The sequence below is a fragment of the Enterobacter dykesii genome (assembly GCF_008364625.2).
GTDB lineage: Bacteria > Pseudomonadota > Gammaproteobacteria > Enterobacterales > Enterobacteriaceae > Enterobacter > Enterobacter dykesii.
Genome location: NZ_CP126604.1, coordinates 3,829,581 through 3,852,901 on the forward strand (window position 1 = coordinate 3,829,581; position 23,321 = coordinate 3,852,901).

Sequence of the window (23,321 nt, forward strand, 5' to 3'; positions counted from 1 at the left end):
AACAACGATTTTACGGGAAATTTTATTGAAACTCCCCCTCCGGGCAGAGGGGGATATCACGACATTACTCTTCGCTGTCACCCGCGGTGCTGCGTGCAGGAGAGTCAATCTCCACGCGGTCGATGCGCTGCAGGCCGCGCATCAGCGAGCCGCGGCGACCGCGCTCACCCACCACTTTCTGCAGCTCTTCCGGACGAAGCTTGATCTTACGCTTGCCGACGTGAATGGTCAGCGTGCTCTGCGGCGGCAGGAGGAAGAGGTGCGCCAGGCTATCTTCGCCTTTCGCGGCTTCCGCCGACGGGATGTTGATGATCTTGTTGCCCTTGCCTTTCGACAGCTCCGGCAGATCGCTGACCGGGAACATCAGCATACGTCCGGCGGTGGTGATCGCCAGCAGCATGTCGCTTTCGTTCTCGATCACCAGCGGCGCCATCACGTGGGCGTTGTCCGGCAGGCTAATCAGCGCCTTACCGGCACGGTTACGGGAGACCAGATCGTTGAAGGTACAGATAAAACCGTAGCCCGCATCGGACGCCAGCAGCAGCTTCTGGTCATCGGCTTCCATCAGCATATGGTCAACCGTCGCCCCCGGCGGCAGCGTCAGCTTGCCGGTGAGCGGCTCGCCCTGCCCGCGCGCGGAAGGCAGCGTAATCGGGTCGATGGCGTAGCTGCGGCCGGTGGAGTCGATAAACGCCACCGGCTGGTTGCTCTTGCCTTTCACCGCCGCTTTGAAGCTGTCGCCCGCTTTGTAGCTCAGGCCCGGCGCGTCGATATCGTGGCCTTTGGCGCTGCGCACCCAGCCGCTCTGCGACAGAACAATGGTCACCGGCTCGGACGGCTGCATGTCGTGCTCGTTCATCGCCTTCGCCTCTTCGCGCTCGTGCAGCGGAGAACGACGGTCGTCGCCGAAGGCATCGGCATCGGCCTGCAGCTCTTTCTTCAGCAGGGTGTTCATCTTGCGCTCGGACGCGAGGATCGCCTGCAGCTGATCGCGCTCTTTTTCCAGCTCGTTCTGCTCGCCGCGAATCTTCATCTCTTCCAGCTTGGCGAGATGGCGCAGCTTCAGCTCGAGGATCGCTTCGGCCTGGGTTTCGCTGATGCCAAAGCGCGACATCAGCGCCGGCTTCGGCTCGTCCTCGGTACGGATGATCTCAATCACTTCATCGATATTGAGGAACGCCACCAGCAAACCCTCGAGGATATGCAGGCGCTTAAGCACTTTCTCCAGACGATGGTTCAGACGACGACGGACCGTATCGCGGCGGAAGGTCAGCCATTCGGTGAGGATCTCCAGCAGGTTTTTCACCGCCGGGCGTCCGTCGAGGCCAATCATGTTCAGGTTGATGCGGTAGCTTTTTTCCAGATCGGTGGTGGCGAACAGGTGGTTCATCACCTGCTCCATGTCCACGCGGTTGGAGCGCGGCACGATCACCAGACGGGTCGGGTTCTCGTGATCCGATTCGTCGCGCAGGTCGTCCACCATCGGCAGCTTTTTATTGCGCATCTGGGAGGCGATCTGCTCCAGCACTTTGGCACCGGAAACCTGATGCGGCAGCGCGGTGATCACCACGGCGCCGTCCTCTTTATTCCACACCGCGCGCATACGCACGGAGCCGCGACCGTTCTGGTAGATTTTGCGGATTTCCGCGCGCGAGGTGATGATCTCGGCTTCGGTCGGGAAATCTGGCCCCTGCACGATATCCAGCAGCTCGTCGAGCGTCGCTTTCGGCTGCTCGATCAGGGTAATGGCGGCTTTCGCCACTTCACGCAGGTTGTGCGGCGGAATGTCCGTCGCCATACCGACCGCGATACCGGTGGTGCCGTTCAGCAGAATGTTCGGCAGACGCGCAGGCAGCATCTTCGGCTCCTGCATCGTACCGTCGAAGTTTGGCACCCAGTCAACGGTTCCCTGACCCAGCTCGCCCAGCAGCACTTCGGCATATTTAGAGAGGCGGGATTCGGTATAACGCATCGCCGCGAAGGATTTCGGATCGTCCGGCGCACCCCAGTTCCCCTGCCCGTCCACTAGTGGATAGCGGTAAGAGAACGGCTGCGCCATCAGCACCATCGCTTCATAACAGGCGCTGTCGCCGTGCGGATGGTATTTACCCAGTACGTCACCGACGGTACGGGCGGATTTCTTGAACTTGGCGGTGGCGTTCAGCCCCAGTTCGGACATCGCATAGACGATGCGGCGCTGAACGGGCTTCAGGCCATCCCCGATAAACGGCAACGCCCTGTCCATGATGACGTACATGGAGTAGTTCAGGTAGGCGTTTTCCGTGAATTCATGTAGCGCGAGGCGCTCTGCCATATCGCTCATTACGTGTGATTCCTCAACTCAGAAACCGAAGGGTTTCAGGCAATATTGCCGCAGATACTACCCTATCTGACGAGTTGAGTCACAAAGAAAAAGGGCCGCTTATGCGGCCCATTTCGGGTTATTTGTTTAGCTTGATGACCTGCTTCACGTCGATTTCAAACTCGTTCCAGTCTTTATCAACTTTACCCTGAAGTTCGACCTTATCCTGCGGGGTGACGGTTACGCCGTTCCAGCGCTTGTGGTCGATCTCAACCACTACCGTGCCGGACTCATCGCGGAAGGTGTAACGATCATCGGACAGGCGCTCGGTGATGTTCCCGCGCAGCTTTACCCAGGCATCGTCTTTCAGATCCTTCACTTTTGCCGCGGTGGTGAGGTTGGCGTTGTTATCGACAAAACCGCCCTGCTGGGTTTGCGTCTGGGTCGCGGTTGCAGACGGGCCGCTAAATCCGCCCTGCGCAGCAAAAACAGGGGCAGTGGTCATCATCATGATGGCAGCAACGGCAGCGAATTTTTTCATATTAATCTCTCCCTTTAATGTGGTTTCGTAATCCATTAAACAGGTTAATCCTTAACAACTTCTTAAGGGAAAAATTTATTTATTATTGCTGTACAGCAGGCGCTTTCAGAGGGTTTACTGACGGCATCAAGGAGGGAACATGCGCATTTTACTGGTAGAAGACGACAGGTTAATCGGCGACGGTATCAAGGCGGGGTTAAGCAAAATGGGCTTTAGCGTGGACTGGTTTACCGACGGTAAAACCGGCCAGGCCGCGCTCTCCTCTGCGCCCTATGATGCCGTAGTGCTGGATCTGACGCTGCCGGAAATTGACGGTCTGGAGATCCTGCGCGCGTGGCGCGAAAGCGGTCGCAGCGAGCCGGTACTGATTCTGACGGCGCGGGACGCGCTTAACCAGCGCGTCGAAGGGCTACGTCTTGGCGCGGATGATTATCTCTGTAAGCCGTTCGCGCTGATCGAAGTGGGTGCCCGCCTCGAAGCGCTGGTCCGCCGCAGCCACGGCCAGGCGCGTAGCGAGCTGCGTCACGGGAAGGTCACGCTCGATCCGACCCGTCTCGTCGCCACGCTGGACGGTGAGCCGCTGACGCTCAAGCCGAAAGAGTTCGCGCTGCTGGAGCTGTTAATGCGTAACGCTGGTCGGGTGCTGCCGCGAAAGCTGATCGAGGAAAAGCTTTATACCTGGGACGATGACGTCTCCAGCAACGCCATTGAGGTTCACGTCCATCATTTGCGCCGCAAGCTTGGGAGCGAGTTTATCCGCACCGTGCACGGCATCGGCTACACCCTGGGTGACGCATGAAACTGAGCCTGAAGCTGCGCCTGACGATTCTCTTTTTACTTCTCTCTCTGACGGCCTGGTTTGCCGCCAGCCTGGTCGCCTGGCAGCAGACGACCCACAAGCTCGACAAGCTGTTCGATACCCAGCAGATGCTGTTTGCCAAACGGCTGCTGACGATGGATCTGGACGAGATCCGCGCCCCCGAACGCATGCGCGAGATCCCGAAAAAAGTGAAGCACGGTCGTCTGGACGACGACGCGCTGGCTTTCGCCATTTACGCCGTCGACGGCAAAATGCTCCTCAACGACGGTGAAAACGGACGCGATATACCGTACCACTATCGCCGCGACGGGTTTGATGACGGGAGGCTCAAAGACGACAACGATGAATGGCGCTTCTTATGGCTGACGTCACCCGACGGGAAGTACCGCGTGGTGGTCGGCCAGGAGTGGGAGTATCGTCAGGAGATGGCGCTGGACGTGGTCAGCTCGCAGCTGACCCCTTGGCTGGTGGCGCTGCCCGTGATGTTGCTGCTGCTGATCGTCCTCCTGAGTCGGGAGCTGAAGCCGCTGAAAAAGCTGGCGCAGACCCTGCGCTCCCGCTCGCCGGATGCCACCGATAAACTGCCGACGGAGGGTGTCCCGACGGAAGTGCGCCCCCTGCTTGATTCGCTGAATAATCTCTTCGCGCGCACCCAGGAGATGATGACCCGCGAGCGCCGCTTTACGTCCGATGCCGCCCACGAGCTGCGCAGCCCGCTGGCGGCACTGAAGGTGCAAACTGACGTGGCGCAGCTCTCTCATGACGATCCGCAGGCGCGGGAAAAGGCGCTGATGCAGCTGCATGCGGGCATTGACCGCGCTTCCCGGCTGGTGGATCAGCTCCTCACGCTGTCGCGTCTGGACTCGCTGGATAACCTTGACGATGTCGAATCGATTCCCCTGGCCGACTTGCTGCAGTCGGCCGTGCTGGATATCTGGCATCCGGCGCAGCAGGCGGGCATTGATATTCGCCTGAACATCCATGCACCAGAGGTTACACGCACCGGTCAGCAGCTGCTCCTGAGCCTGCTGGTGCGCAACCTGCTGGATAATGCGATTCGCTACAGCCCGCGCGGCAGCGTGGTGGACGTGACGCTGGAGGCGCGTAGCTTTACCGTGCGCGACAACGGTCCCGGCATTTCATCTGACGCGCTGGCACGCATCGGCGAGCGCTTTTATCGTCCACCGGGTCAGGATGCCACGGGCAGCGGGCTGGGGTTATCCATTGTAAAACGCGTCGCCGCCCTGCACGGGATGCGCGTTTCGCTGAGCAATGCGCCTGAAGGCGGTTTTGAAGCGAAGGTCAGCTGGTAGGGATTATTGCGTTTAATGCAAAAGACTTTGCACATTTTGCTCATTTTACCGCACCGTCCTCGCGCGTAGAATACTCGCCATACTCTCATCATCGAGGACAACTAATGAGCAACATCCTGATTATCAACGGTGCAAAAGAATTTGCGCACTCTAAAGGCCAGCTGAATGACACCCTGACCGAGGTCGCGGACGGTTTCATGCGCGACGCCGGGCATGATGTTAAGGTCGTGCGTGCAGACAGCAATTATGACGTGAAGGCCGAAGTGCAGAACTTCCTGTGGGCTGACGTGGTGATCTGGCAGATGCCAGGCTGGTGGATGGGCGCGCCGTGGACCGTGAAAAAATACATGGACGACGTGTTCACCGAAGGTCACGGTTCGCTGTATGCCAGCGATGGCCGCACCCGCTCTGACGCCTCCAAAAAATACGGCTCGGGCGGCCTGATTCAGGGCAAAAAATATATGCTCTCGCTGACCTGGAACGCACCGCTGGAAGCCTTCACCGAGAAAGATCAGTTCTTTGAAGGCGTGGGCGTAGACGGCGCGTACCTGCCGTTCCACAAGGCTAACCAGTTCCTGGGCATGGATCCGCTGCCGACCTTTATCGTCAACGACGTGATTAAAATGCCTGATGTCCCGAGCTATATCGCAGAATATCGCAAGCATCTCGCGGAAATTTTTGCTTAACTGGTAGCCTGGAATTAAAGGAGTAGTAAACATGCTTACCGTAATCGCAGAAATCCGTACTCGTCCAGGTCAACATCACCGTCAGGCGGTGCTGGATCAGTTCGCGAAAATTATCCCGACCGTACTGAAAGAAGAAGGCTGCCACGGCTACGCGCCGATGGTGGATGCCGCCACTGACGCCAGTTTCCACGCGACCGCGCCAGACTCAATCATCATGGTTGAGCAGTGGGAAACCGTCGCGCATCTTGAAGCGCACCTGCAGACCCCGCACATGAAAGCGTGGAGCGACGCGGTGAAGGGTGACGTGCTGGAAACCCACATCCGCATTCTGGAGCAAGGGGTTTAAGTTTCCCCTCACCCTGCCCTCTTCCGAAGGAGAGGGCGAACAGATCCAGGCCCGGTGAGCGTCAGCGCTACCGGGCTTTGTTTTTAGCTGCTTTTCTTCCCCGGCTTTAACCCACGGTGTAACTCGTTGATGCGCTTCATCGACTTGATGGTGCGCTGCGGCTCGGTGGAGGCGACGGATAAAATGATCATCTCCAGACACAGCAGCACCGTGCCGTGGAGCGGAATTTTGCCTTTTTCGCCGCCGCGCGGAACGTGGATCACCACGCTGGCCTCCTTGCTGAAACGCGAATCGAGGGCATTGGTTAGCAGGATGGTGGGAATGCCCAGCCGTTTTGCTTCACGCAGCGTGGTTTGCCCCTCCCGGTGCGCGGATTTCTGCGCCATCATCACCAGCACGTCGCCGCGCTGAAGCGCAATCAGCTGCTCGGCAAGCCCTATCCCTGTACGGTTAAGCGGCGTGGCGGGTAACCCCATACGACTGAACAGCCTGGCGGTGTACTCGGCCAGAATGCCGGAGGCGCCAATGCCAAATATGGCGACCTGCCTCGCCTGCGCCAGCAGAGAGACCGCCTGGGCCATTGCGTAGCGGTTGTGGGGCTCGGATAACACCTCGCAGGTGTGCTGATGCCCCTCCAGCACGAAATCAATGCTCGCGTTGACGTCGCTGGCGAGCGTATTCACCGTAGTGGACATCTTTTCGCTGGAGGTGACCACCGGACCAAACCACTGCTCCAGCGTTTGCTTGAGATCGCGCAGCCCGGCGAAACCCAGCGCCTGAATGGCGCGTACCACCGTGGCATCCGACGTTTTCAACAGCGTCGCGATCTCCATTGCGGTCTGTTCCATTACCGCTTCGCGGTTGTCATGAATATAGCGTGCAACCTGCAGCAGACGCGGCGTCAGCTGATGCGCACGCGCGCGAAAGCGGTCGCCATAGACATCCACGCGCCCTTTCTCTTTGCGGATCACCGTGACGCCTCCGGCAGCGGACGCCCGGCAATCTGCGACTGCACCTGCGCGGCCATCAGCCCTAACGAGGCGTACGAATTCGAGATGGCCTCTTCACGCGAGATCAGCACGTAATGCCCGGTTCGGCAGGCATTCAGGAACTGACACCAGCCCGGCATGACCGCATCCATCGCCGCCAGCTCGTCCTGCGGTTTACCGCCCGTATCCCCGCGCCAGGTGGCGAAGACGAAATCGGCATCCAGCTCCGGCAGGCGCTCGGCGCTGACGTCAATCCGTCCCCCTTCCGGGATGGACTCAATCAGCGGCGGGAATTTGAATCCTGCGTCGCGCAGAACGCGGCCCAGCGAGTGGTAGCTGTGCATGGCGTTAATCTTCCCCTGATTCGCCTGAATCACGGACACGGTCACCTTGCGGGTATCAATAGTCGCCTTCAGCGCCTTGATTTGTTCCTGATAGCGGCGTTCCAGAATGTCTAGCCTTGCCTGCGTGCCCGTGAGCTGAGCCAGCTTGCGGTAGATCTCCGGCGCGCCGCCGTCGAGATGATCGATGCTCACCGTCGGGGCAATTTTCGCCAGCTGTTCCACCGGGGTGTTGCGGGTCGGCTCGGTAACGATCAGGTCAGGCTTTGCGGCGGCGATGGCTTCAATGTCGATATCGGCCGTACCGATAAATTTAATGTCGGAATTATCGAAGTCGACGCCGGTCAACATGCCGCTTGAGCGCAGAAAGTGGCTGCCATCCGGCCGCGTGCGGCCATGGCTTGCCACCGGCGGCACGCCAAGCTCAATCAGCGGAATGGTGATATCCAGATCGTGTAATGAAACAATCCGCTTCGGATGAACCGGCACCACCACTTTTCGGTTCAGATCGTCAGTAAACGTCTGCGTCGGCTCCGCCGCCCCCACCGCGAACCCCACCAGCAATAGCATCGAAAACAGTACGCGCATCATAGTCTCCTAAAATCTGTCCCGACGCTGCCAGAGCAGCAGCAGGAAAAACGGTCCGCCAATCAATGAAATCACAATTCCCGCCGGCAGCTGCAGCGGGAGGAATGCCAGACGTCCGACGTTATCCGCCAGCAGCACCAGCAGCGCGCCCAGCACGGCGCTTCCCGTCAGGAGCGCGGTTTGCCCACCGCGCAGCAGCAGGCGCGCCATATGAGGGGCAATCAGCCCAACGAAACCAATACTGCCCACGCACGAGACGCAGGCCGCCGTCAGCACCACCGGAGCGAGAACCCGCAGCAGCACCAGCCGGGTTGTGCGCACGCCAAGGCCCACGGCGGCCTGATTGCCGAGCAACGCCACGTCCGCAGCCCGTGCGGTAAACAGCAGCAGCGCAAACGCGGGGGCAGCCCAGAGCGCAGCCAGGCCCACCAGCGTCCAGTTTGCCGCATGCAGGCTTCCCGCCAGCCACAGCATCGCCGTCTGCACGTCGCGCACGTCGGCGGTGGTGATAAAGACGCCCATTGCGGCGGCAAACGCCCACGACACGCCGATGCCGATCAGGATGAACCGCGGGCGCGAGATATCGCGTGCCAGGGCAATGACCAGCAGCGCGGTAAGCAGCCCACCGGCCATGCCGACCAGCGGACGCCAGGCCAGGCCCAGCACCGGGAACTGAAAAATCAGAAGCAGTACCGCCGCGCTACAGCCCTCCTTCACGCCGATAAGCCCGGGGTCAGCCAGACCATTACGGGTGATGGACTGCATTGCCGCCCCCGCCATGCCGAGCATCGCGCCGCACAGCACCGCCATCAGCAGGCGCGGCAGGCGGATATCCATCACGATGTAGCGCGTCTCCGCCGTCAGGCTCTCAGGAGAAAACAGCGCCCGCCCGATGGCGGAGATGGGAACAGGCAGAGATCCGTGCGTCAGGCCAAAGCCCAGCAGGCTTAGCGCCACCAGAGATAAAAGCGTCAGGCACGCCAGCGCCCTCGGGCGAACCAGCGCCGATAAACGGCCAATACGGATCGCGCGGAATCCGGCCCGGTTCATTTGAACATCCTCGACGCCATAAAGATGAATACGGGCGCGCCGACCAGGGCCGTCATGATGCCGGTTGCCAGCTCCCACGGCGTGAACAGCGTGCGGGCGGCGATATCCGCCAGCAGCAGAACCAGCGCGCCACACAGGGCAGACAGCGGCACCATCACGCGTAAATCGACCGACACCAGACGGCGGATGAGCTGCGGCACCACGAGGCCGATAAAGCCAATCGGCCCGGCAATGGAGACGGCCGCGCCGCAGAGCAGCGCAATCGCCAGCAGGGCGAGCAGGCGGGTTTTCAGCAGCGACACGCCAAGCCCCTGCGCCATTCGGTCTCCCAGCGCCAGCATATTGAGCGAGGGCGATAGCGCGATGGCGAGAACAAAACCGGCTGTTGCAGCCCACAGGGCGCTCCGGAGCGTCTGTATGCTGACCCCGGCCAGGTCCCCTGCCAGCCAGGTGCGCATGGCGAGCAGCGTCTGTTCATCGAGGATTAACACCGCGGCGGTAATCGACGAGGCAAACGCCGACATCGCCACGCCGCACAGCGTGACCTTCATCGGCGTAAGCCCGGTGCGACCGGACGAGGAGAACATCAGCACCAGCAAAAACAGCGCGGCGGCACCAGCGGCGGCAACGAGCGGGCGACCAAACGGTAGCGAAAGCCCAAGCGCGCTGGTAATCACTACCGCCAGCGCGGCCCCGGCGTTGAGTCCCAGAATATGCGGCTCGCCGAGCGGGTTGCGGATCACAGACTGCAGCAGCACGCCCGCCACGCCGAGCGAGGCGCCCGTCACCATCGCGGCGCAGAGGCGCAACAGTCTTAATTTGATAATGACGTTATGGTCGAAATTGCGCGGATCGAAATGGAAAAATGCCTCCACCACCGTCTGCGGGGCGATGAAGCGCGCGCCGATGCCCAGATGCATTATCGCGCCCAGCGCCAGCAGCAATGCGAAGATCGGGAAGGCCAGAGAGGAGCGCATCATGGCTGAACGCTGCTCTGGCGAAACGGCATAAAGAACGGCTTGCCGGTCAACGGGTTGATGGACATATGCACGTCCACATCAAACACCGCTTTAATCAGCTCCGGCGTGCAGGCATCGCCCTCATGCAATACGCCTTCAACTTTCCCCTGGCGTAAAAAGACCAGCGAATCGCCGTAGTTTACGGCGAAGTTGAGATCGTGCAGCACCACCACGACGGTACGTCCGTGCTGGCGGGTCAGGGCGTGCAGCAGTTCCAGGATCTCCACCTGATAGCGGAGATCGAGAAACGTCGTGGGCTCGTCAAGCAGGATATACGGCGTTTGCTGCGCCAGCGCCATAGCGATCCAGCAGCGCTGACGCTGGCCACCGGATAAGCTTTCCACCGCCATATGGGCAAACTCTGCCGTGCCGGTCAGGCGCAGGGCCTCTTCCACCGCCAGCTCGTCCTCGTCGCTCCACTGGCGCATAAAGTTTTGCCAGGGAAAACGCCCGCGCGAGACCAGCTCAAAGACGGTTAACCCTTCAGGCAGCAGCGGAGACTGCGGCAGGATACCCAGCTGGCGGGCGACAGCTTTGGTCGGCTGCTCGTGGATCGCCTTACCGTCGAGAACTGCCGCGCCGCCAAGCGGCTGAAGCAAGCGCGCAATGGTGCTCAGCAGCGTGGATTTTCCGCAGCCGTTCGCCCCTACCAGCACGGTCATTTTCCGCTGTGGGATCGCAAGGGAGATATCATCAACGATGATTTTTTTCTGATAGCCCGCAGAGAGGTTCTCCAGAACCAGTCCCGGTTTTTTTGTGTTGTGAGCCACGTGAATGCCAACGTAATAAAAAAGCGCAACAAATATAAATAAAAATCATTCTCTTTTGAGAGTTTGACGCTGCGCCATGTAGTAGTCAAGAGAAGAAACACCCTGATAAAACCAGGGATAAGACTGAGGAAAAATGAATACGGAAAGGCTTGCAAAAACATTTATTTCAATAAGTTAATCATTATTCCTCGGCGCTTGTATGCCCGGCGAAACGTTGTAGTCGATTTTTTCTTTTTTCCATTTACTACTACATTCGCTCATGATTGAATGATTCTCAATTACATGTCCGATGCCCGCCGTGGCTAACGGACAGACCGTAAAGGGCAATGACTCACACATTTTTCCGCGAAACGTCATTCGCGGGATATTTCGGGATAACAGATGTAATGGCTACGTTCACACCTTCACTCTCTGGGATAAAAGGGCGCGCGCTCTTTTCACTGCTGTTCATGGCGCCGCTGGTGCAGGCAGCAGATAACACCGCGGCTAAAGACGGCGAAACGCTTACCGTCACCGCCGATCCAAATACGACGGCGGAGGCCACGAATGGCTATCAGCCGATGAACACCTCCACCGCGACGTTAACCAACATGCCGATGCTGGATATACCGCAGGTGGTCAATACCGTCAGCGATAAAGTGCTGGAGGATCAGCATGCCACCACGCTGGATGAAGCGCTCTATAACGTTAGCAACGTGGTGCAGACCAACACCCTGGGCGGTACGCAGGATGCCTTCGTGCGCCGCGGATTTGGCGCGAACCGCGACGGCTCGATCATGACCAACGGCCTGCGCACCGTCCTGCCGCGCAGCTTTAATGCCGCAACCGAGCGCGTGGAGGTGCTGAAAGGCCCGGCCTCGACGCTCTACGGCATTCTCGATCCGGGTGGTCTGATCAACGTCGTCACCAAACGCCCGGAGAAAACCTTCGGCGGTTCCCTTTCCGCCACCTCTTCCAGCTTTGGCGGCGGCACCGGACAGATCGATGTTACCGGCCCGATTGACGGTACGCGCCTGGCGTATCGCCTCACGGGTGAGTATCAGGACGAGGATTACTGGCGCAATTTCGGCAACGAACGTAGCACCTTTATCGCCCCGTCGCTGACCTGGTTTGGCGACGACGCCACCGTAACCGTGCTCTATTCGCATCGCGACTATAAAACGCCGTTCGATCGCGGAACGATCTTCGATCTCAACACTAAAAAAGCCGTCGACGTCGATCGCAAAAACCGCTTCGACGAACCGTTTAACGTAACCGACGGCCAGTCCGATCTCGCTCAGCTCAACGCGGAGTATCGCCTCAACAGCCAGTGGACCGCGAAGTTCGACTATAGCTACAGCCAGGATAAATACAGCGATAACCAGGCCCGCGTGATGGCCTACGATTCCAAAACCGGCAACCTGACCCGCCGCGTGGATGCGACCCAGGGCTCGACCCAGCGTATGCACACGACGCGCGCTGATCTGCAAGGGAACGTGGACATCGCGGGCTTTTACAATGAGATCCTGACCGGCGTGTCGTATGAGAATTACGATCTGCTGCGTACGGACATGATCCGCTGTAAGAACGTTAAGGGCTTCAATATTTACCACCCGAGCTACGGCAGCCTCGGCAAGTGCACCACCGTCTCGGCATCCGACAGCGATCAAACCATTAAGCAGGAGAGTTACTCCGCCTACGCGCAGGACGCGCTGTACCTGACCGATAAGTGGATCGCCGTCGCAGGCATGCGCTATCAGTATTACACCCAGTACGCGGGGAAAGGCCGTCCGTTTAACGTGAACACCGACAGCCGCGACGACCAGTGGACGCCAAAGCTGGGTCTTGTTTATAAGCTCACCCCGGCGGTCTCGCTGTTTGCCAACTATTCCCAGACGTTTATGCCGCAGTCTTCCATTGCGAGCTACATCGGCGACCTGCCGCCAGAAACGTCAAACGCGTATGAAATCGGCGCTAAGTTTGACATTTTCGACGGCATTACCGCTAACATCGCGCTTTTTGATATCCATAAACGCAACGTGTTGTACACCGAAAGCATTGGAGATGAAACCGTCGCCAAAACCGCGGGCCGCGTACGCTCGCAGGGTGTGGAAGTGGATCTCGCCGGATCGCTGACCGAGAACACCAACATTATCGCCAGCTACGGCTATACCGACGCGAAGGTGCTGGAAGATCCGGACTACGCGGGCAAACCGCTACCGAACGTGCCGCGCCATACCGGCTCCCTGTTCCTGACCTACGATATTCACAATGCGTTTGCCGGGAATACCCTGACGCTGGGCGGCGGCGGGCACGGCGTGAGCCGTCGCTCAGCAACCAACGGTGCGGATTATTATCTGCCGGGCTATTTCGTGGCGGATGCCTTTGCGGCGTACAAGATGAAGCTGCAGTATCCGGTGACGCTGCAGGTGAACGTGAAAAACCTGTTTGATAAGACCTACTACACGTCGTCCATTGCAACCAACAACCTGGGCAACCAGATTGGCGATCCGCGCGAAGTGCAGTTTACGGTGAAGATGGAGTTTTGACGTAAAAAAGCCCGGTGGCGCTAGCGCTTACCGGGCCTACGATCCATTCCCTCTCCCGGCGGGAGAGGGTTAGGGTTAGGGTGAGGGCATCAGGCCTCAATATCCGCCATATCGCCTTTCTCCTGCAGCCAGTTACGTCGGTCTTCCGAACGTTTCTTGGCAAGGAGCATATCCATCATGGCGTTGGTCTGCTGCTCGTCTTCGTCGCTGATCGTCAGCTGCACCAGACGGCGCGTGTTCGGATCCAGCGTCGTTTCGCGAAGCTGCATCGGGTTCATCTCGCCCAGCCCTTTAAAGCGCTGTACGTTTGGTTTGCCCTTCTTACGCTTCAGCTGTTCCAGCACGCCCGCTTTCTCTTCTTCCGTCAGCGCGTAGTAAACCTCTTTGCCAAGGTCGATACGGTAGAGCGGCGGCAGCGCCACGTGGACGTGACCGTTTTTAACCAGCGTTTTGAAGTGTTTCACAAACAGCGCGCAGAGCAGCGTGGCGATGTGCAGACCGTCGGAGTCCGCATCCGCGAGGATACAGATCTTGCCGTAGCGCAGCTGGCTCAGATCGTCGCTGTCCGGATCGATGCCGATCGCGACCGAGATATCGTGGACTTCCTGCGAGGCCAGCACTTCATCGGACGAGACTTCCCAGGTGTTCAGGATCTTCCCTTTAAGCGGCATGATCGCCTGATATTCACGATCGCGCGCCTGCTTGGCCGATCCGCCCGCCGAGTCCCCTTCCACGAGGAACAGCTCGGTACGGTTGAGATCCTGCGCGGTACAGTCCGCCAGCTTGCCCGGCAGCGCAGGGCCGCTGGTCAGCTTTTTACGCACCACTTTCTTCGCGGCACGCAGACGACGCTGGGCGCTGGAAATCGCCATTTCGGCCAGCATCTCTGCCGCCTGAACGTTCTGGTTCAGCCACAGGGTAAACGCATCTTTCACCACGCCGGAGACGAACGCCGCGCACTGGCGTGACGACAGGCGCTCTTTGGTCTGACCGGCAAACTGCGGATCCTGCATCTTCACGGAGAGCACGTAGGCGCAGCGATCCCAGATATCTTCCGCCGACAGCTTCACGCCGCGCGGCAGGATGTTGCGGTATTCGCAGAACTCACGCATCGCGTCCAGCAGCCCCTGACGCAGGCCGTTAACATGCGTACCGCCGAGCATGGTCGGGATCAGGTTGACGTAGCTTTCGGTCAGCAGCTCGCCGCCTTCCGGTAGCCACAGCAGCGCCCAGTCCACCGCTTCGGTATCACCGCTAAAGTTACCGACGAACGGTTTTTCCGGCAGCGTCGGCAGGCCGTTTACCGCTTCGCACAGGTAGTCGTTCAGACCGTCGGCGTAGCACCAGGTTTGTGCGGTATTGTTAACGTGGTCTGTAAAGGTAATTTCCACGCCGGGGCACAGCACCGCTTTGGCTTTCAGCAGGTGCGTCAGGCGAGAAACGGAAAAGCGCGGGCTGTCGAAGAAGCTTTCGTCAGGCCAGAAGTGGACGCTGGTGCCGGTGTTGCGTTTGCCGCACATGCCGACAACCTGCAGATCCTGCACCTTATCGCCGTTTTCAAACGCGATGTTGTATACCTGACCGTCGCGACGGACGTTCACTTCCACGCGTTTGGACAGGGCGTTGACCACGGAAATGCCCACGCCGTGCAGACCACCGGAGAACTGGTAGTTCTTGTTGGAGAACTTACCGCCCGCATGCAGACGACAGAGGATCAGCTCAACGGCAGGTACGCCCTCTTCCGGGTGGATATCCACCGGCATGCCGCGCCCGTCGTCGATGACTTCCAGCGACTGATCGGCGTGCAGAATGACGTCAACGCGTTTGGCATGGCCCGCCAGCGCTTCGTCCACACTGTTATCAATAACTTCCTGGCCCAGATGGTTTGGGCGCGTCGTATCGGTGTACATCCCCGGGCGGCGGCGAACCGGCTCAAGCCCGGTGAGGACCTCAATGGCATCAGCGTTATAGGTTTGCGTCATGATTTAAACTAGCAATTCGCATTGATTGTCAGTGGCTGTGCAGTCCAAGAAAATCGACAATCTGGGTGAAATGATTCTCAAAGCCCGTGAAAGCATGGTTTCCGCCCTCTTCTATAGTCTGGCGGCAGGAGGCGTAATACGCCACTGCCTGGCGGTAATCCAGCACTTCATCACCCGTCTGTTGCAGCAGCCAGATGAGATCCGGCGCCTCAAGCGGGTCGACCTGCATAACTTTGAGATCGTAAATATGGCGTGACTCTAGCACATATTGCTGGCCGGTGTAGGGGTTCTCGTTTTCGCCAAGAAAGTCCCTCAGCAGCTCAAATGGCCGAACCGCCGGATTAACCACAACGGCGGGCAGCATGAAGCATTGTGAGAGCCAGGTGGCGTAGTACCCGCCCAGGGATGAACCGACCACACCGAAGGTTTCGCCGCCGTGCGCAAGCACAATAGATTCCAGCATCTCCGCGGCCTCTGCCGGGTAAGGCGGCAGCTGCGGGATAATCATCTCAACGTCGGGGTGATGCTCGCTCAGCCACTGGCGAAACTGTGTCGCTTTTGCGGAGCGCGGCGAGCTGTTGAATCCGTGCAGATAAAGGAGCGTAGACATCAATAGCCTTCTGAAGCGGTATCCGGGCGGAATTTTGCACCGGTCAAACGGCAGACTTCCGTGGTCAGCGTGCCGTCGGCATGCAGTTCCAGCCAGCGCCAGCCTGGCGCGATGGTATCCAGCGTAAAGTTGGCGCAGTGCGGCTTAAACTGAACGCAGGTCGATGGCGTCGCCAGCATGCGGCGCCCGTTCCAGTCGAGATCCTGCTCCTGGTGAATATGCCCGCACAGCAGATTTTTCACCCGTGGGAATTTCGCCAGCACGCGATCCAGCGCTGCGGAGTTGCGCAGGCTGTGCTGATCGAGCCAGCTGCAGCCCGCCGGCAGAGGATGATGATGCAGCAACAGCAGCGTGTGGCGTTCAGGTTCAGCAGTCAGTTTGGTCTCAAGCCAGTCGAGCTGAAACTCGCTTAACTCACCGTGCGGGACGCCGAACACCTGGCTATCGAGCAGCAGGATCTGCCACTGTTCACCCGCAAAAACACATTTCGCCGGAGAAATCCCCGCATCCTGAAGAGAACTGTACATGGCGGGCTGGAAGTCATGGTTTCCCGGCAGCCAGACGCAAGGCACGCTAAAGCTCGCGATGCCTTCAGCAAAATGCTGGTAGGCCGCGGAGGACTGATCCTGCGCCAGATCGCCCGTTGCGACAATCAGATCGCATGCACGGTTTTCGGCGTGAATGGCGCTAAGTACCGCCTGATAACTCTCCCAGGTATTCACCCCCAGCAGCGTTTCATGCTTTTCGGCAAAAAGGTGGGTATCGGTGATTTGTAATATCCTGACTGGCGCCCCACCAGCAACAGTCAGGTTCAACAGGCTTTCCAAATGGTGTCCTTAGGTAGGTTTATGACGCTAACAAACCGGAATCGCCATTGCTCCATGTGCTAAACAATATCTTAGCCAGTCGGCTAAAAACTGGTTAATTTGATGCTTTTCGTCGCGTTGATGCAACTTTTTATTCGGGTAATCATACCGCGCCTTGAAGCGAAAGATCTGCTGGCTTGAACACACTTCAGCGACCATCGCGTCGTGATAGAGACGCACCGTCATCGACGGCAGGCTCCAGTAGCTAATGCTGGGTGCCGTTTGCTCAATCTCCACCAGCGTAGTGTAGCGCGTTGATTCTGTTATCGTTAACCGATACTGCGCGTTGCTCACCTGATAGCTTACCGTTTCGCCGGGTGCGTCGTTTTTCGGCAGCAGGCGGCGCAACTGTGCGAAATTGGTTTCGCACAGGCGCATCATTTCTGGGAAGTCAGGCGTATAGCGCTTCATTTTTTCCACTCGTTTCGTAATGTCTGATAATGCAGCTGCAGCCATTGCAGGGCGATGACAGACGCTGCGTTGTCGATTTTCCCCTCTTCTACCCACTGATAAGCCTGTTCCCGGCTCACCACATGAACCCGAATATCTTCGTTTTCATCTGCCAGACCGTGGATCCCTTCCGCCGTCGTGGCGTCCACTTCGCCCACCATAATGGACAAGCGCTCGCTGGTGCCCCCAGGGCTTGCCAGATAGCTCAGCACCGGTTTAGTGCGGCCCACCACCAGCCCGGCCTCTTCCAGCGCCTCGCGTCGGGCGACGTCTTCAACCGTCTCACCTTCTTCGATCATCCCGGCCACCATCTCCAGCAGCCACGGGCTCTCACTGACGTCATAAGCGGCGATGCGGATCTGCTCCACCAGCACAACTTCGTCACGCACTGGGTCAAAGGGTAGCAAGACTGCCGCATGCCCGCGCTCAAAAATTTCGCGTCTGATTTCGCCGCTCATTTCCCCGTTAAACAGGCGATGCCTGAAACGGTAAAGATCCATTGAAAAAAAACCGCTATAAAGCGTTTCTCGTGCAATAATTTCTACATCGTTTTTGGCGAATGTCACGGGCAACTTTTCTGGTTTTTGCATGAGTCGAGTCCTGGTAGCAATGGTGATGAAATTGTGAATTTCAAGGCTGTTTGGCTGCCGTTTGTAAGGCTATATGGTAGATTGGTGCAAATTACCGCCAGATGGCACGTTACGCCAACCTTTTGGTATGGAAGATTCTGTTAGAATCGGCAATTATTTTTTAATTAGATCAGCGCTAATACTGCTTCACAACAAGGAATGCAAATGAAGAAATTGCTCCCCATCCTTATCGGCCTGAGCCTGACGGGCTTCAGTGCAATGAGCCAGGCGGAAAACCTGTTACAGGTCTACCAGCAGGCACGTCTGGGCAACCCTGATTTACGTAAATCAGCGGCCGATCGTGATGCTGCGTTTGAAAAGATTAACGAAGCGCGTAGCCCCTTGCTGCCACAGTTAGGTTTAGGTGCAGATTATACCTACAGCAACGGTTTCCGCGACGCTAACGGCGTAAACTCCAATGCTACCAGCGCCTCACTGCAATTGACACAGACGCTGTTTGATATGTCCAAATGGCGCGCCCTGACCCTGCAGGAAAAGAGTGCGGGTATCCAGGATGTGACCTATCAAACCGACCAGCAGACGCTGATCCTGAACACCGCCACGGCGTACTTCAACGTGCTGAGCGCGATTGACGCACTCTCCTACACCGAAGCGCAGAAACAGGCGATTTACCGCCAGTTAGATCAAACCACCCAGCGTTTCAACGTGGGCCTGGTGGCGATCACCGACGTGCAGAACGCCCGTTCACAGTACGATACCGTGCTGGCTAACGAAGTGACCGCGCGTAACAACCTCGACAACGCGCTGGAATCCCTGCGTCAGGTCACCGGGAATTACTATCCTGAGCTGGCGTCGCTGAACGTGGACAGCTTTAAAACGGATAAACCGCAGGCCGTTAACGCCCTGCTGAAAGAGGCGGAAAACCGCAACCTGAGTTTGCTGCAGGCGCGTCTGAGCCAGGATCTGGCCCGCGAGCAAATTCGTCAGGCGCAGGACGGCCATCTGCCAACCCTGAGCCTGAGCGCGTCTACCGGTGTCTCTGATACGACCTATAGCGGCTCTAAAACCAATACGTCCCAGTACGACGACAGCAATATGGGTCAAAACAAAGTGGGTCTGAGCTTCTCCCTGCCGCTGTACCAGGGCGGTCAGGTCAACTCTCAGGTGAAACAGGCGCAGTACAACTTTGTTGGCGCGAGCGAGCAGCTGGAAAGCGCCCACCGAAACGTGGTGCAGACCGTACGTTCCTCCTTCAACAACGTGAACGCCTCCATCAGCAGCATCAACGCCTATAAACAGGCCGTGGTGTCTGCGCAGAGCTCCCTGGACGCGATGGAAGCGGGCTATTCGGTCGGTACGCGTACTATCGTGGACGTGCTTGACGCGACCACCACGCTGTACAACGCGAAACAGCAGCTCTCCAGCGCGCGTTACCAGTACCTGATTAACCAGCTGAACATCAAACAGGCTCTGGGTACGCTGAACGAGCAAGACCTGCAGATGCTGAACAGCGCGCTGGGCAAACCGGTCTCCACCTCTCCGGACAGCGTTGCACCGGAAAATCCGGAGCAGGTTGCTGCGGTTGATAACTTCAACGCTAACGGCAATACCCCGGCGGCACAGCCAGCCGCTGCGCGTACCACTACATCCGCCAGCAAAGGCAATAATCCGTTCCGTAATTAAGTTTATGATCTGGCCCTCTCCCACAGGGAGAGGGCGCATCTGAATCACATCCGAACGTAAGCCAACGTAAAGATCCCCCTGATTCCGCCCCTCTTCGCTTCATTTTCAACCACTCATCCTCTATCCTGAGCGTTATTACCACTGGGTCCTGGAAGACAAAGATGAAACGGACAAAATCCATAAATCACGCTTCGTTCCGTAAGAGCTGGAACGCGCGTCACCTCACCCCTGTTGCGCTGGCGGTCACGGCTGTCTTTATGCTGGCAGGCTGTGAGAAAAATGACGAAACGGTATCGCTGTATCAAAACGCAGACGACTGCTCCGCCGCAACCGGCAAAGCCGCTGAATGTAAAACGGCTTACACCAGCGCGCTGAAAGAAGCGGAACGTACCGCGCCGAAATATGCCTCACGCGAAGACTGCGTGGCGGAGTTCGGTGAAGGTCAGTGCCAGCAGGCACCGGCTCAGGCAGGCACCGCACCTGAAAATCAGGCGCAGGCGCAGTCCAGCGGCAGCTTCTGGATGCCGTTGATGGCTGGCTACATGATGGGTCGCCTGATGGGCGGCGGTGCGGGCTACCAGCAGCAGCCGCTGTTTAGCTCGAAAAACCCGGCCAGCCCGGCTTACGGTCAATATACCGATGCCAGCGGCAAAGGCTACGGCGCAGCGACCCCTGGCCGCACCGTGACCGTACCGAAAACGGCGATGGCGCCGAAGCCTGCCACCACCAGCACCATCACCCGCGGCGGGTTTGGTGAATCTGTGGCGAAGCAGACCAGCATGCAGCGTAGTGCGACAGGCACCTCCTCTACTCGCTCAATGGGCGGCTGATCATGGAACGAGTCAGTATCACCGAGCGCCCGGACTGGCGCGAAAAAGCCACCGAGTACGGTTTTAACTTTCACACCATGTACGGCGAGCCTTACTGGTGTGAAGACGCCTATTACAGGCTCACGCTGGCTCAGGTGGAAAAACTGGAAGAGGTGACGGCCGAGCTGCACCAGATGTGCCTGAAGATTGTGGAAAAGGTCATCGACAGCGACGAGCTGCTGGCAAAGTTCCGCATTCCGAAGCACACCTGGGGCTTTGTGCGCCAGTCGTGGAAAACGAATCAACCTTCGCTTTACTCTCGCCTGGATCTGGCGTGGGACGGCAAAGGTGAACCGAAGCTTCTGGAAAACAACGCCGATACGCCAACCTCTCTGTACGAAGCGGCGTTCTTCCAGTGGATCTGGCTGGAAGACCAGGCCAATGCCGGAAACCTGCCGGAAGGCAGCGACCAGTTTAACAGCCTCCAGGAAAAGCTGATTGAGCGTTTTGCCGAGCTGCGTGAACAGCATGGCTTTAACCTGCTCCATCTCGCCTGCTGCCGCGACACGGAAGAAGACCGTGGCACGGTTCAGTATCTGCAGGACTGCGCCGCAGAAGCGGAAGTGGCGACCGAGTTCCTCTATATCGAGGATATCGGCCTGGGTGAAAAAGGTCAGTTTACGGATATGCAGGACCAGGTGATCAGTAACCTGTTCAAGCTATACCCGTGGGAATACATGCTGCGCGAGATGTTTTCCACCAAGCTGGAAGATGCTGGCGTGCGCTGGCTGGAGCCGGCATGGAAGAGCATTATCTCTAACAAAGCCCTGCTGCCGATGCTCTGGGAGATGTTCCCGAACCATCCGAACCTGCTGCCAGCGTATTTTGCGGAAGATGATTACCCGCAAATGGAGAAATACGTCGTTAAGCCGATCTTCTCCCGCGAAGGCGCAAACGTCTCGATTATCGAAAACGGTAAGACGCTGGAAGCGGTTGAAGGGCCGTACGGCGAAGAAGGGATGATCGTCCAGGAGTTCTGGCAACTGCCGAAATTTGGCGACAGCTATACCCTGATTGGCAGCTGGCTTATCAACGATCAACCGGCCGGGATTGGTATTCGCGAAGATCGCGCGCTGATCACGCAGGATCTGTCGCGGTTCTATCCGCATATTTTTGTCGAATAGGCCGCGGCCTGATGCCCTCACTCTGACCCTCTCCCACAGGGAGAGGGTGCAAACACTAAAAACGGCAACCTGAGGTTGCCGTTTTGCTTTTATTATCCCACCTGCACCGACAGCATACTCAGACTTCCCATCTCAATACCGTCGACCGGAATGGTAATTGGCTCCTGACCGTCCCATGCGCCTAATACATAAAGCAGCGGCAGGAAGTGTTCCGCCGTCGGGTTAGAGAGCGAACCGCCATCATGATCCAGATAGTTCACCAGCGGATGCTCCTCAGCCGGACCTTGCCAGGCCAGGTTCGCTTTGACGTAGTCGTTAAAAGAGGTTGCCCACGGGTACGGCGTGTTCTCACCGTGCCAGCGTGCGGTACGCAGGTTGTGCACCACGTTGCCGCTTGCCACCAGCATGATGCCTTCATCACGCAGGGTTGCGAGCTTACGCCCCATCTCCAGATGCCAGGCCGCCGGTTTGGTGCTGTCGATGCTCAGCTGCACCATCGGGATATCCGCATCAGGATACATTTTGATCAGCACGCCCCAGGAGCCATGGTCAAAGCCCCAGGCCTCTTTATCCAGCGTTACAGGGACAGGCGCCAGCAGCTCCAGCAGCTTTTGTGCCAGCTCAGGCGAGCCGGGGGCCGGATAATGCGTGTCGTACAGCGCCTGCGGGAAGCCGCCAAAATCATGAATGGTTTTTGGCGCTTCCATGGCGGTCACGCCCGTCCCACGGGTAAACCAGTGCGCAGACACCACCACGATCGCTTTCGGCCGCGGCAGCGTCTCGCCCAGGTGACGCCAGGCGCGGGTATAGACGTTGTCTTCCAGAACGTTCATAGGGCTACCGTGGCCTAAAAACAGGGCTGGCATACGGGAAGAAGTCATGGTGATATCCTTACAGAAGGTGTCAATTTAATGGTGCTACATTACGCGCAATCCGGCAAAGATGAACGCAGATAAGCGTGAAGATCATCATCAGGAAATTTGAATGTAAGGAATGTGTAAAGCCGGGTTTTCACCCTCGCTTTGCCAGAAATGGATCATTTATATTAATGAGAATGATTATCAAAAGGAGCAATGCATGTCAGTCCCCTTGATCCTGACCATACTGGCGGGCGCCGCGACCTTCATCGGTGCGATCCTCGGCGTGCTCGGCCAAAAGCCCTCTAACCGCGTACTGGCCTTTTCACTGGGCTTTGCTGCCGGGATCATGCTGCTCATCTCTCTGATGGAGATGCTGCCTGCCGCCTTGGGCACAGAAGGCATGTCTCCGCTGCTGGGCTACGGCATGTTTGTCTTTGGCCTGCTGGGATACTTTGCCCTCGATCGGATGCTACCGCACGCGCATCCGCAGGATTTAATGCAGAAAAACGTGACGCCTATGCCGCGCAATATCAAGCGTACCGCCGTGCTGTTAACGCTTGGCATCAGCCTGCACAACTTCCCGGAAGGGGTCGCTACCTACGTGACGGCCAGCAGTAATCTGGAGATGGGCTTTGGCATCGCGCTGGCGGTCGCCTTACACAATATTCCTGAAGGACTGGCCGTCGCCGGACCCGTGTATGCCGCAACGGGATCGAAACGCACCGCGGTTTTCTGGGCGGGTATTTCCGGGATGGCCGAAATCCTCGGTGGCGTGCTGGCCTGGCTGATTCTTGGTAGCCTGGTCTCTCCGGTAGTGATGGCGGCGATCATGGCAGCGGTAGCAGGGATCATGGTTGCACTTTCGGTGGATGAACTGATGCCGCTGGCGAAGGAGATCGATCCAAACAACAACCCCAGCTATGGCGTGCTGTGCGGAATGTCAGTGATGGGATTAAGTCTGGTTCTGCTGCAGAGCGCAGGAATCGGGTAAAAA

At 58.1% G+C, this 23,321-nt stretch carries 22 protein-coding genes; 9 read left to right on the forward strand and 13 right to left on the reverse strand.

Going from position 1 to position 23,321, the window contains the following annotated elements; genetic code table 11:
* Nucleotides 1-64: 64 nt before the first annotated feature.
* Together parC and F0320_RS18200 are read right to left on the reverse strand one after the other, a co-directional pair.
* A complete protein-coding gene (gene parC, locus F0320_RS18195) occupies nt 65-2,323 on the reverse strand; it encodes a DNA topoisomerase IV subunit A (RefSeq protein ID WP_047650119.1) in 2,259 nt (752 codons plus the stop codon).
* Nucleotides 2,324-2,441: 118 nt separating this feature from the next.
* On the reverse strand, nt 2,442-2,843 hold the full coding sequence (locus F0320_RS18200) for a YgiW/YdeI family stress tolerance OB fold protein (RefSeq protein ID WP_126329352.1): 402 nt from the start codon (nt 2,841-2,843) through the stop codon (nt 2,442-2,444).
* A 139-nt stretch (nt 2,844-2,982) separates the two neighbouring features.
* Between F0320_RS18200 and qseB the strand changes: the two genes are divergently transcribed.
* The 4 genes from qseB to F0320_RS18220 all read left to right on the forward strand — a co-directional run bounded on the left by qseB (nt 2,983) and on the right by F0320_RS18220 (nt 6,008).
* A complete protein-coding gene (gene qseB / locus F0320_RS18205) occupies nt 2,983-3,642 on the forward strand; it encodes a quorum sensing response regulator transcription factor QseB (RefSeq protein ID WP_126329350.1) in 660 nt (219 codons plus the stop codon).
* Nucleotides 3,639-4,976 carry a quorum sensing histidine kinase QseC gene (qseC, locus tag F0320_RS18210; protein ID WP_126329348.1) on the forward strand — a complete coding sequence of 446 codons (1,338 nt, stop codon included), beginning with the start codon at nt 3,639-3,641 and terminating at the stop codon, nt 4,974-4,976. The genes qseB and qseC overlap by 4 nt, the downstream gene beginning before the upstream one ends.
* A gap of 104 nt (nt 4,977-5,080) precedes the next feature.
* Nucleotides 5,081-5,662: an NAD(P)H-dependent oxidoreductase gene (locus F0320_RS18215; RefSeq protein WP_126329346.1), complete on the forward strand. Its 582-nt coding sequence runs from the start codon at nt 5,081-5,083 to the stop codon at nt 5,660-5,662.
* Between the two features lie 31 nt (nt 5,663-5,693).
* Nucleotides 5,694-6,008, forward strand: coding sequence for a putative quinol monooxygenase (locus F0320_RS18220; protein WP_126329344.1), 315 nt, complete (start codon nt 5,694-5,696; stop codon nt 6,006-6,008).
* 83 nt (nt 6,009-6,091) lie between these two features.
* On the opposite strand, the gene F0320_RS18225 is transcribed toward F0320_RS18220, so the two are convergent.
* Genes F0320_RS18225 through F0320_RS18245 form a run of 5 tightly spaced genes read right to left on the reverse strand, consistent with a single transcriptional unit; the run spans nt 6,092 to nt 10,765 of the window.
* Nucleotides 6,092-6,979: a MurR/RpiR family transcriptional regulator gene (locus F0320_RS18225; protein ID WP_023309195.1), complete on the reverse strand. Its 888-nt coding sequence runs from the start codon at nt 6,977-6,979 to the stop codon at nt 6,092-6,094.
* Complete coding sequence (locus F0320_RS18230) at nt 6,976-7,926, reverse strand: iron-siderophore ABC transporter substrate-binding protein (protein ID WP_126329435.1); 951 nt, start codon at nt 7,924-7,926, stop codon at nt 6,976-6,978. The genes F0320_RS18225 and F0320_RS18230 overlap by 4 nt, the downstream gene beginning before the upstream one ends.
* 9 nt (nt 7,927-7,935) lie before the next feature.
* Nucleotides 7,936-8,976, reverse strand: coding sequence for a FecCD family ABC transporter permease (locus F0320_RS18235; RefSeq protein WP_149323903.1), 1,041 nt, complete (start codon nt 8,974-8,976; stop codon nt 7,936-7,938).
* Complete coding sequence (locus F0320_RS18240; RefSeq protein ID WP_126329340.1) at nt 8,973-9,956, reverse strand: FecCD family ABC transporter permease; 984 nt, start codon at nt 9,954-9,956, stop codon at nt 8,973-8,975. Before F0320_RS18240 ends, F0320_RS18235 begins: the two co-directional genes overlap by 4 nt.
* A complete protein-coding gene (locus F0320_RS18245; protein WP_126329338.1) occupies nt 9,953-10,765 on the reverse strand; it encodes an ABC transporter ATP-binding protein in 813 nt (270 codons plus the stop codon). Before F0320_RS18245 ends, F0320_RS18240 begins: the two co-directional genes overlap by 4 nt.
* Nucleotides 10,766-11,151: 386 nt before the next feature.
* Here F0320_RS18245 and F0320_RS18250 point away from each other — a divergent pair, with 386 nt between their 5' ends.
* On the forward strand, nt 11,152-13,293 hold the full coding sequence (locus F0320_RS18250; RefSeq protein WP_126329336.1) for a TonB-dependent siderophore receptor: 2,142 nt from the start codon (nt 11,152-11,154) through the stop codon (nt 13,291-13,293).
* Between the two features lie 89 nt (nt 13,294-13,382).
* Here F0320_RS18250 and parE read toward each other — a convergent pair whose 3' ends face one another.
* Genes parE through nudF form a run of 5 tightly spaced genes read right to left on the reverse strand, consistent with a single transcriptional unit; the run spans nt 13,383 to nt 17,791 of the window.
* Nucleotides 13,383-15,275, reverse strand: a complete 1,893-nt coding sequence (parE, locus tag F0320_RS18255; protein WP_126329334.1) for a DNA topoisomerase IV subunit B — start codon at nt 15,273-15,275, stop codon at nt 13,383-13,385.
* A 28-nt stretch (nt 15,276-15,303) separates the two neighbouring features.
* Complete coding sequence (gene yqiA, locus F0320_RS18260) at nt 15,304-15,885, reverse strand: esterase YqiA (protein WP_008502976.1); 582 nt, start codon at nt 15,883-15,885, stop codon at nt 15,304-15,306.
* Complete coding sequence (cpdA, locus tag F0320_RS18265) at nt 15,885-16,712, reverse strand: 3',5'-cyclic-AMP phosphodiesterase (protein ID WP_126329332.1); 828 nt, start codon at nt 16,710-16,712, stop codon at nt 15,885-15,887. Before cpdA ends, yqiA begins: the two co-directional genes overlap by 1 nt.
* A gap of 27 nt (nt 16,713-16,739) precedes the next feature.
* Entirely contained in the window at nt 16,740-17,162 is a 423-nt protein-coding gene (locus F0320_RS18270; RefSeq protein WP_014833293.1) for a DUF1249 family protein, read from the reverse strand.
* Nucleotides 17,159-17,791 carry an ADP-ribose diphosphatase gene (gene nudF / locus F0320_RS18275; protein ID WP_008502974.1) on the reverse strand — a complete coding sequence of 211 codons (633 nt, stop codon included), beginning with the start codon at nt 17,789-17,791 and terminating at the stop codon, nt 17,159-17,161. The genes F0320_RS18270 and nudF overlap by 4 nt, the downstream gene beginning before the upstream one ends.
* Nucleotides 17,792-17,995: 204 nt before the next feature.
* Here nudF and tolC point away from each other — a divergent pair, with 204 nt between their 5' ends.
* The 3 genes from tolC to F0320_RS18290 all read left to right on the forward strand — a co-directional run bounded on the left by tolC (nt 17,996) and on the right by F0320_RS18290 (nt 21,467).
* Entirely contained in the window at nt 17,996-19,474 is a 1,479-nt protein-coding gene (tolC, locus tag F0320_RS18280; RefSeq protein WP_063439524.1) for an outer membrane channel protein TolC, read from the forward strand.
* 161 nt (nt 19,475-19,635) lie between these two features.
* Nucleotides 19,636-20,304: a DUF1190 family protein gene (locus F0320_RS18285; RefSeq protein ID WP_023309204.1), complete on the forward strand. Its 669-nt coding sequence runs from the start codon at nt 19,636-19,638 to the stop codon at nt 20,302-20,304.
* Nucleotides 20,305-20,306: 2 nt separating this feature from the next.
* Nucleotides 20,307-21,467, forward strand: coding sequence for a glutathionylspermidine synthase family protein (locus tag F0320_RS18290; RefSeq protein ID WP_126329331.1), 1,161 nt, complete (start codon nt 20,307-20,309; stop codon nt 21,465-21,467).
* Between the two features lie 92 nt (nt 21,468-21,559).
* Here the strand turns inward: F0320_RS18290 and ygiD are convergent, their stop codons facing one another.
* Nucleotides 21,560-22,348 (reverse strand): 4,5-DOPA dioxygenase extradiol, encoded by a 789-nt coding sequence (ygiD, locus tag F0320_RS18295; protein WP_126329329.1) that lies wholly within the window; start codon nt 22,346-22,348, stop codon nt 21,560-21,562.
* Between the two features lie 196 nt (nt 22,349-22,544).
* On the opposite strand from ygiD, the gene zupT reads away from it, so the two are divergent.
* Nucleotides 22,545-23,318 carry a zinc transporter ZupT gene (zupT, locus tag F0320_RS18300; RefSeq protein WP_045404035.1) on the forward strand — a complete coding sequence of 258 codons (774 nt, stop codon included), beginning with the start codon at nt 22,545-22,547 and terminating at the stop codon, nt 23,316-23,318.
* The last annotated feature ends 3 nt before the right edge of the window (nt 23,319-23,321 follow it).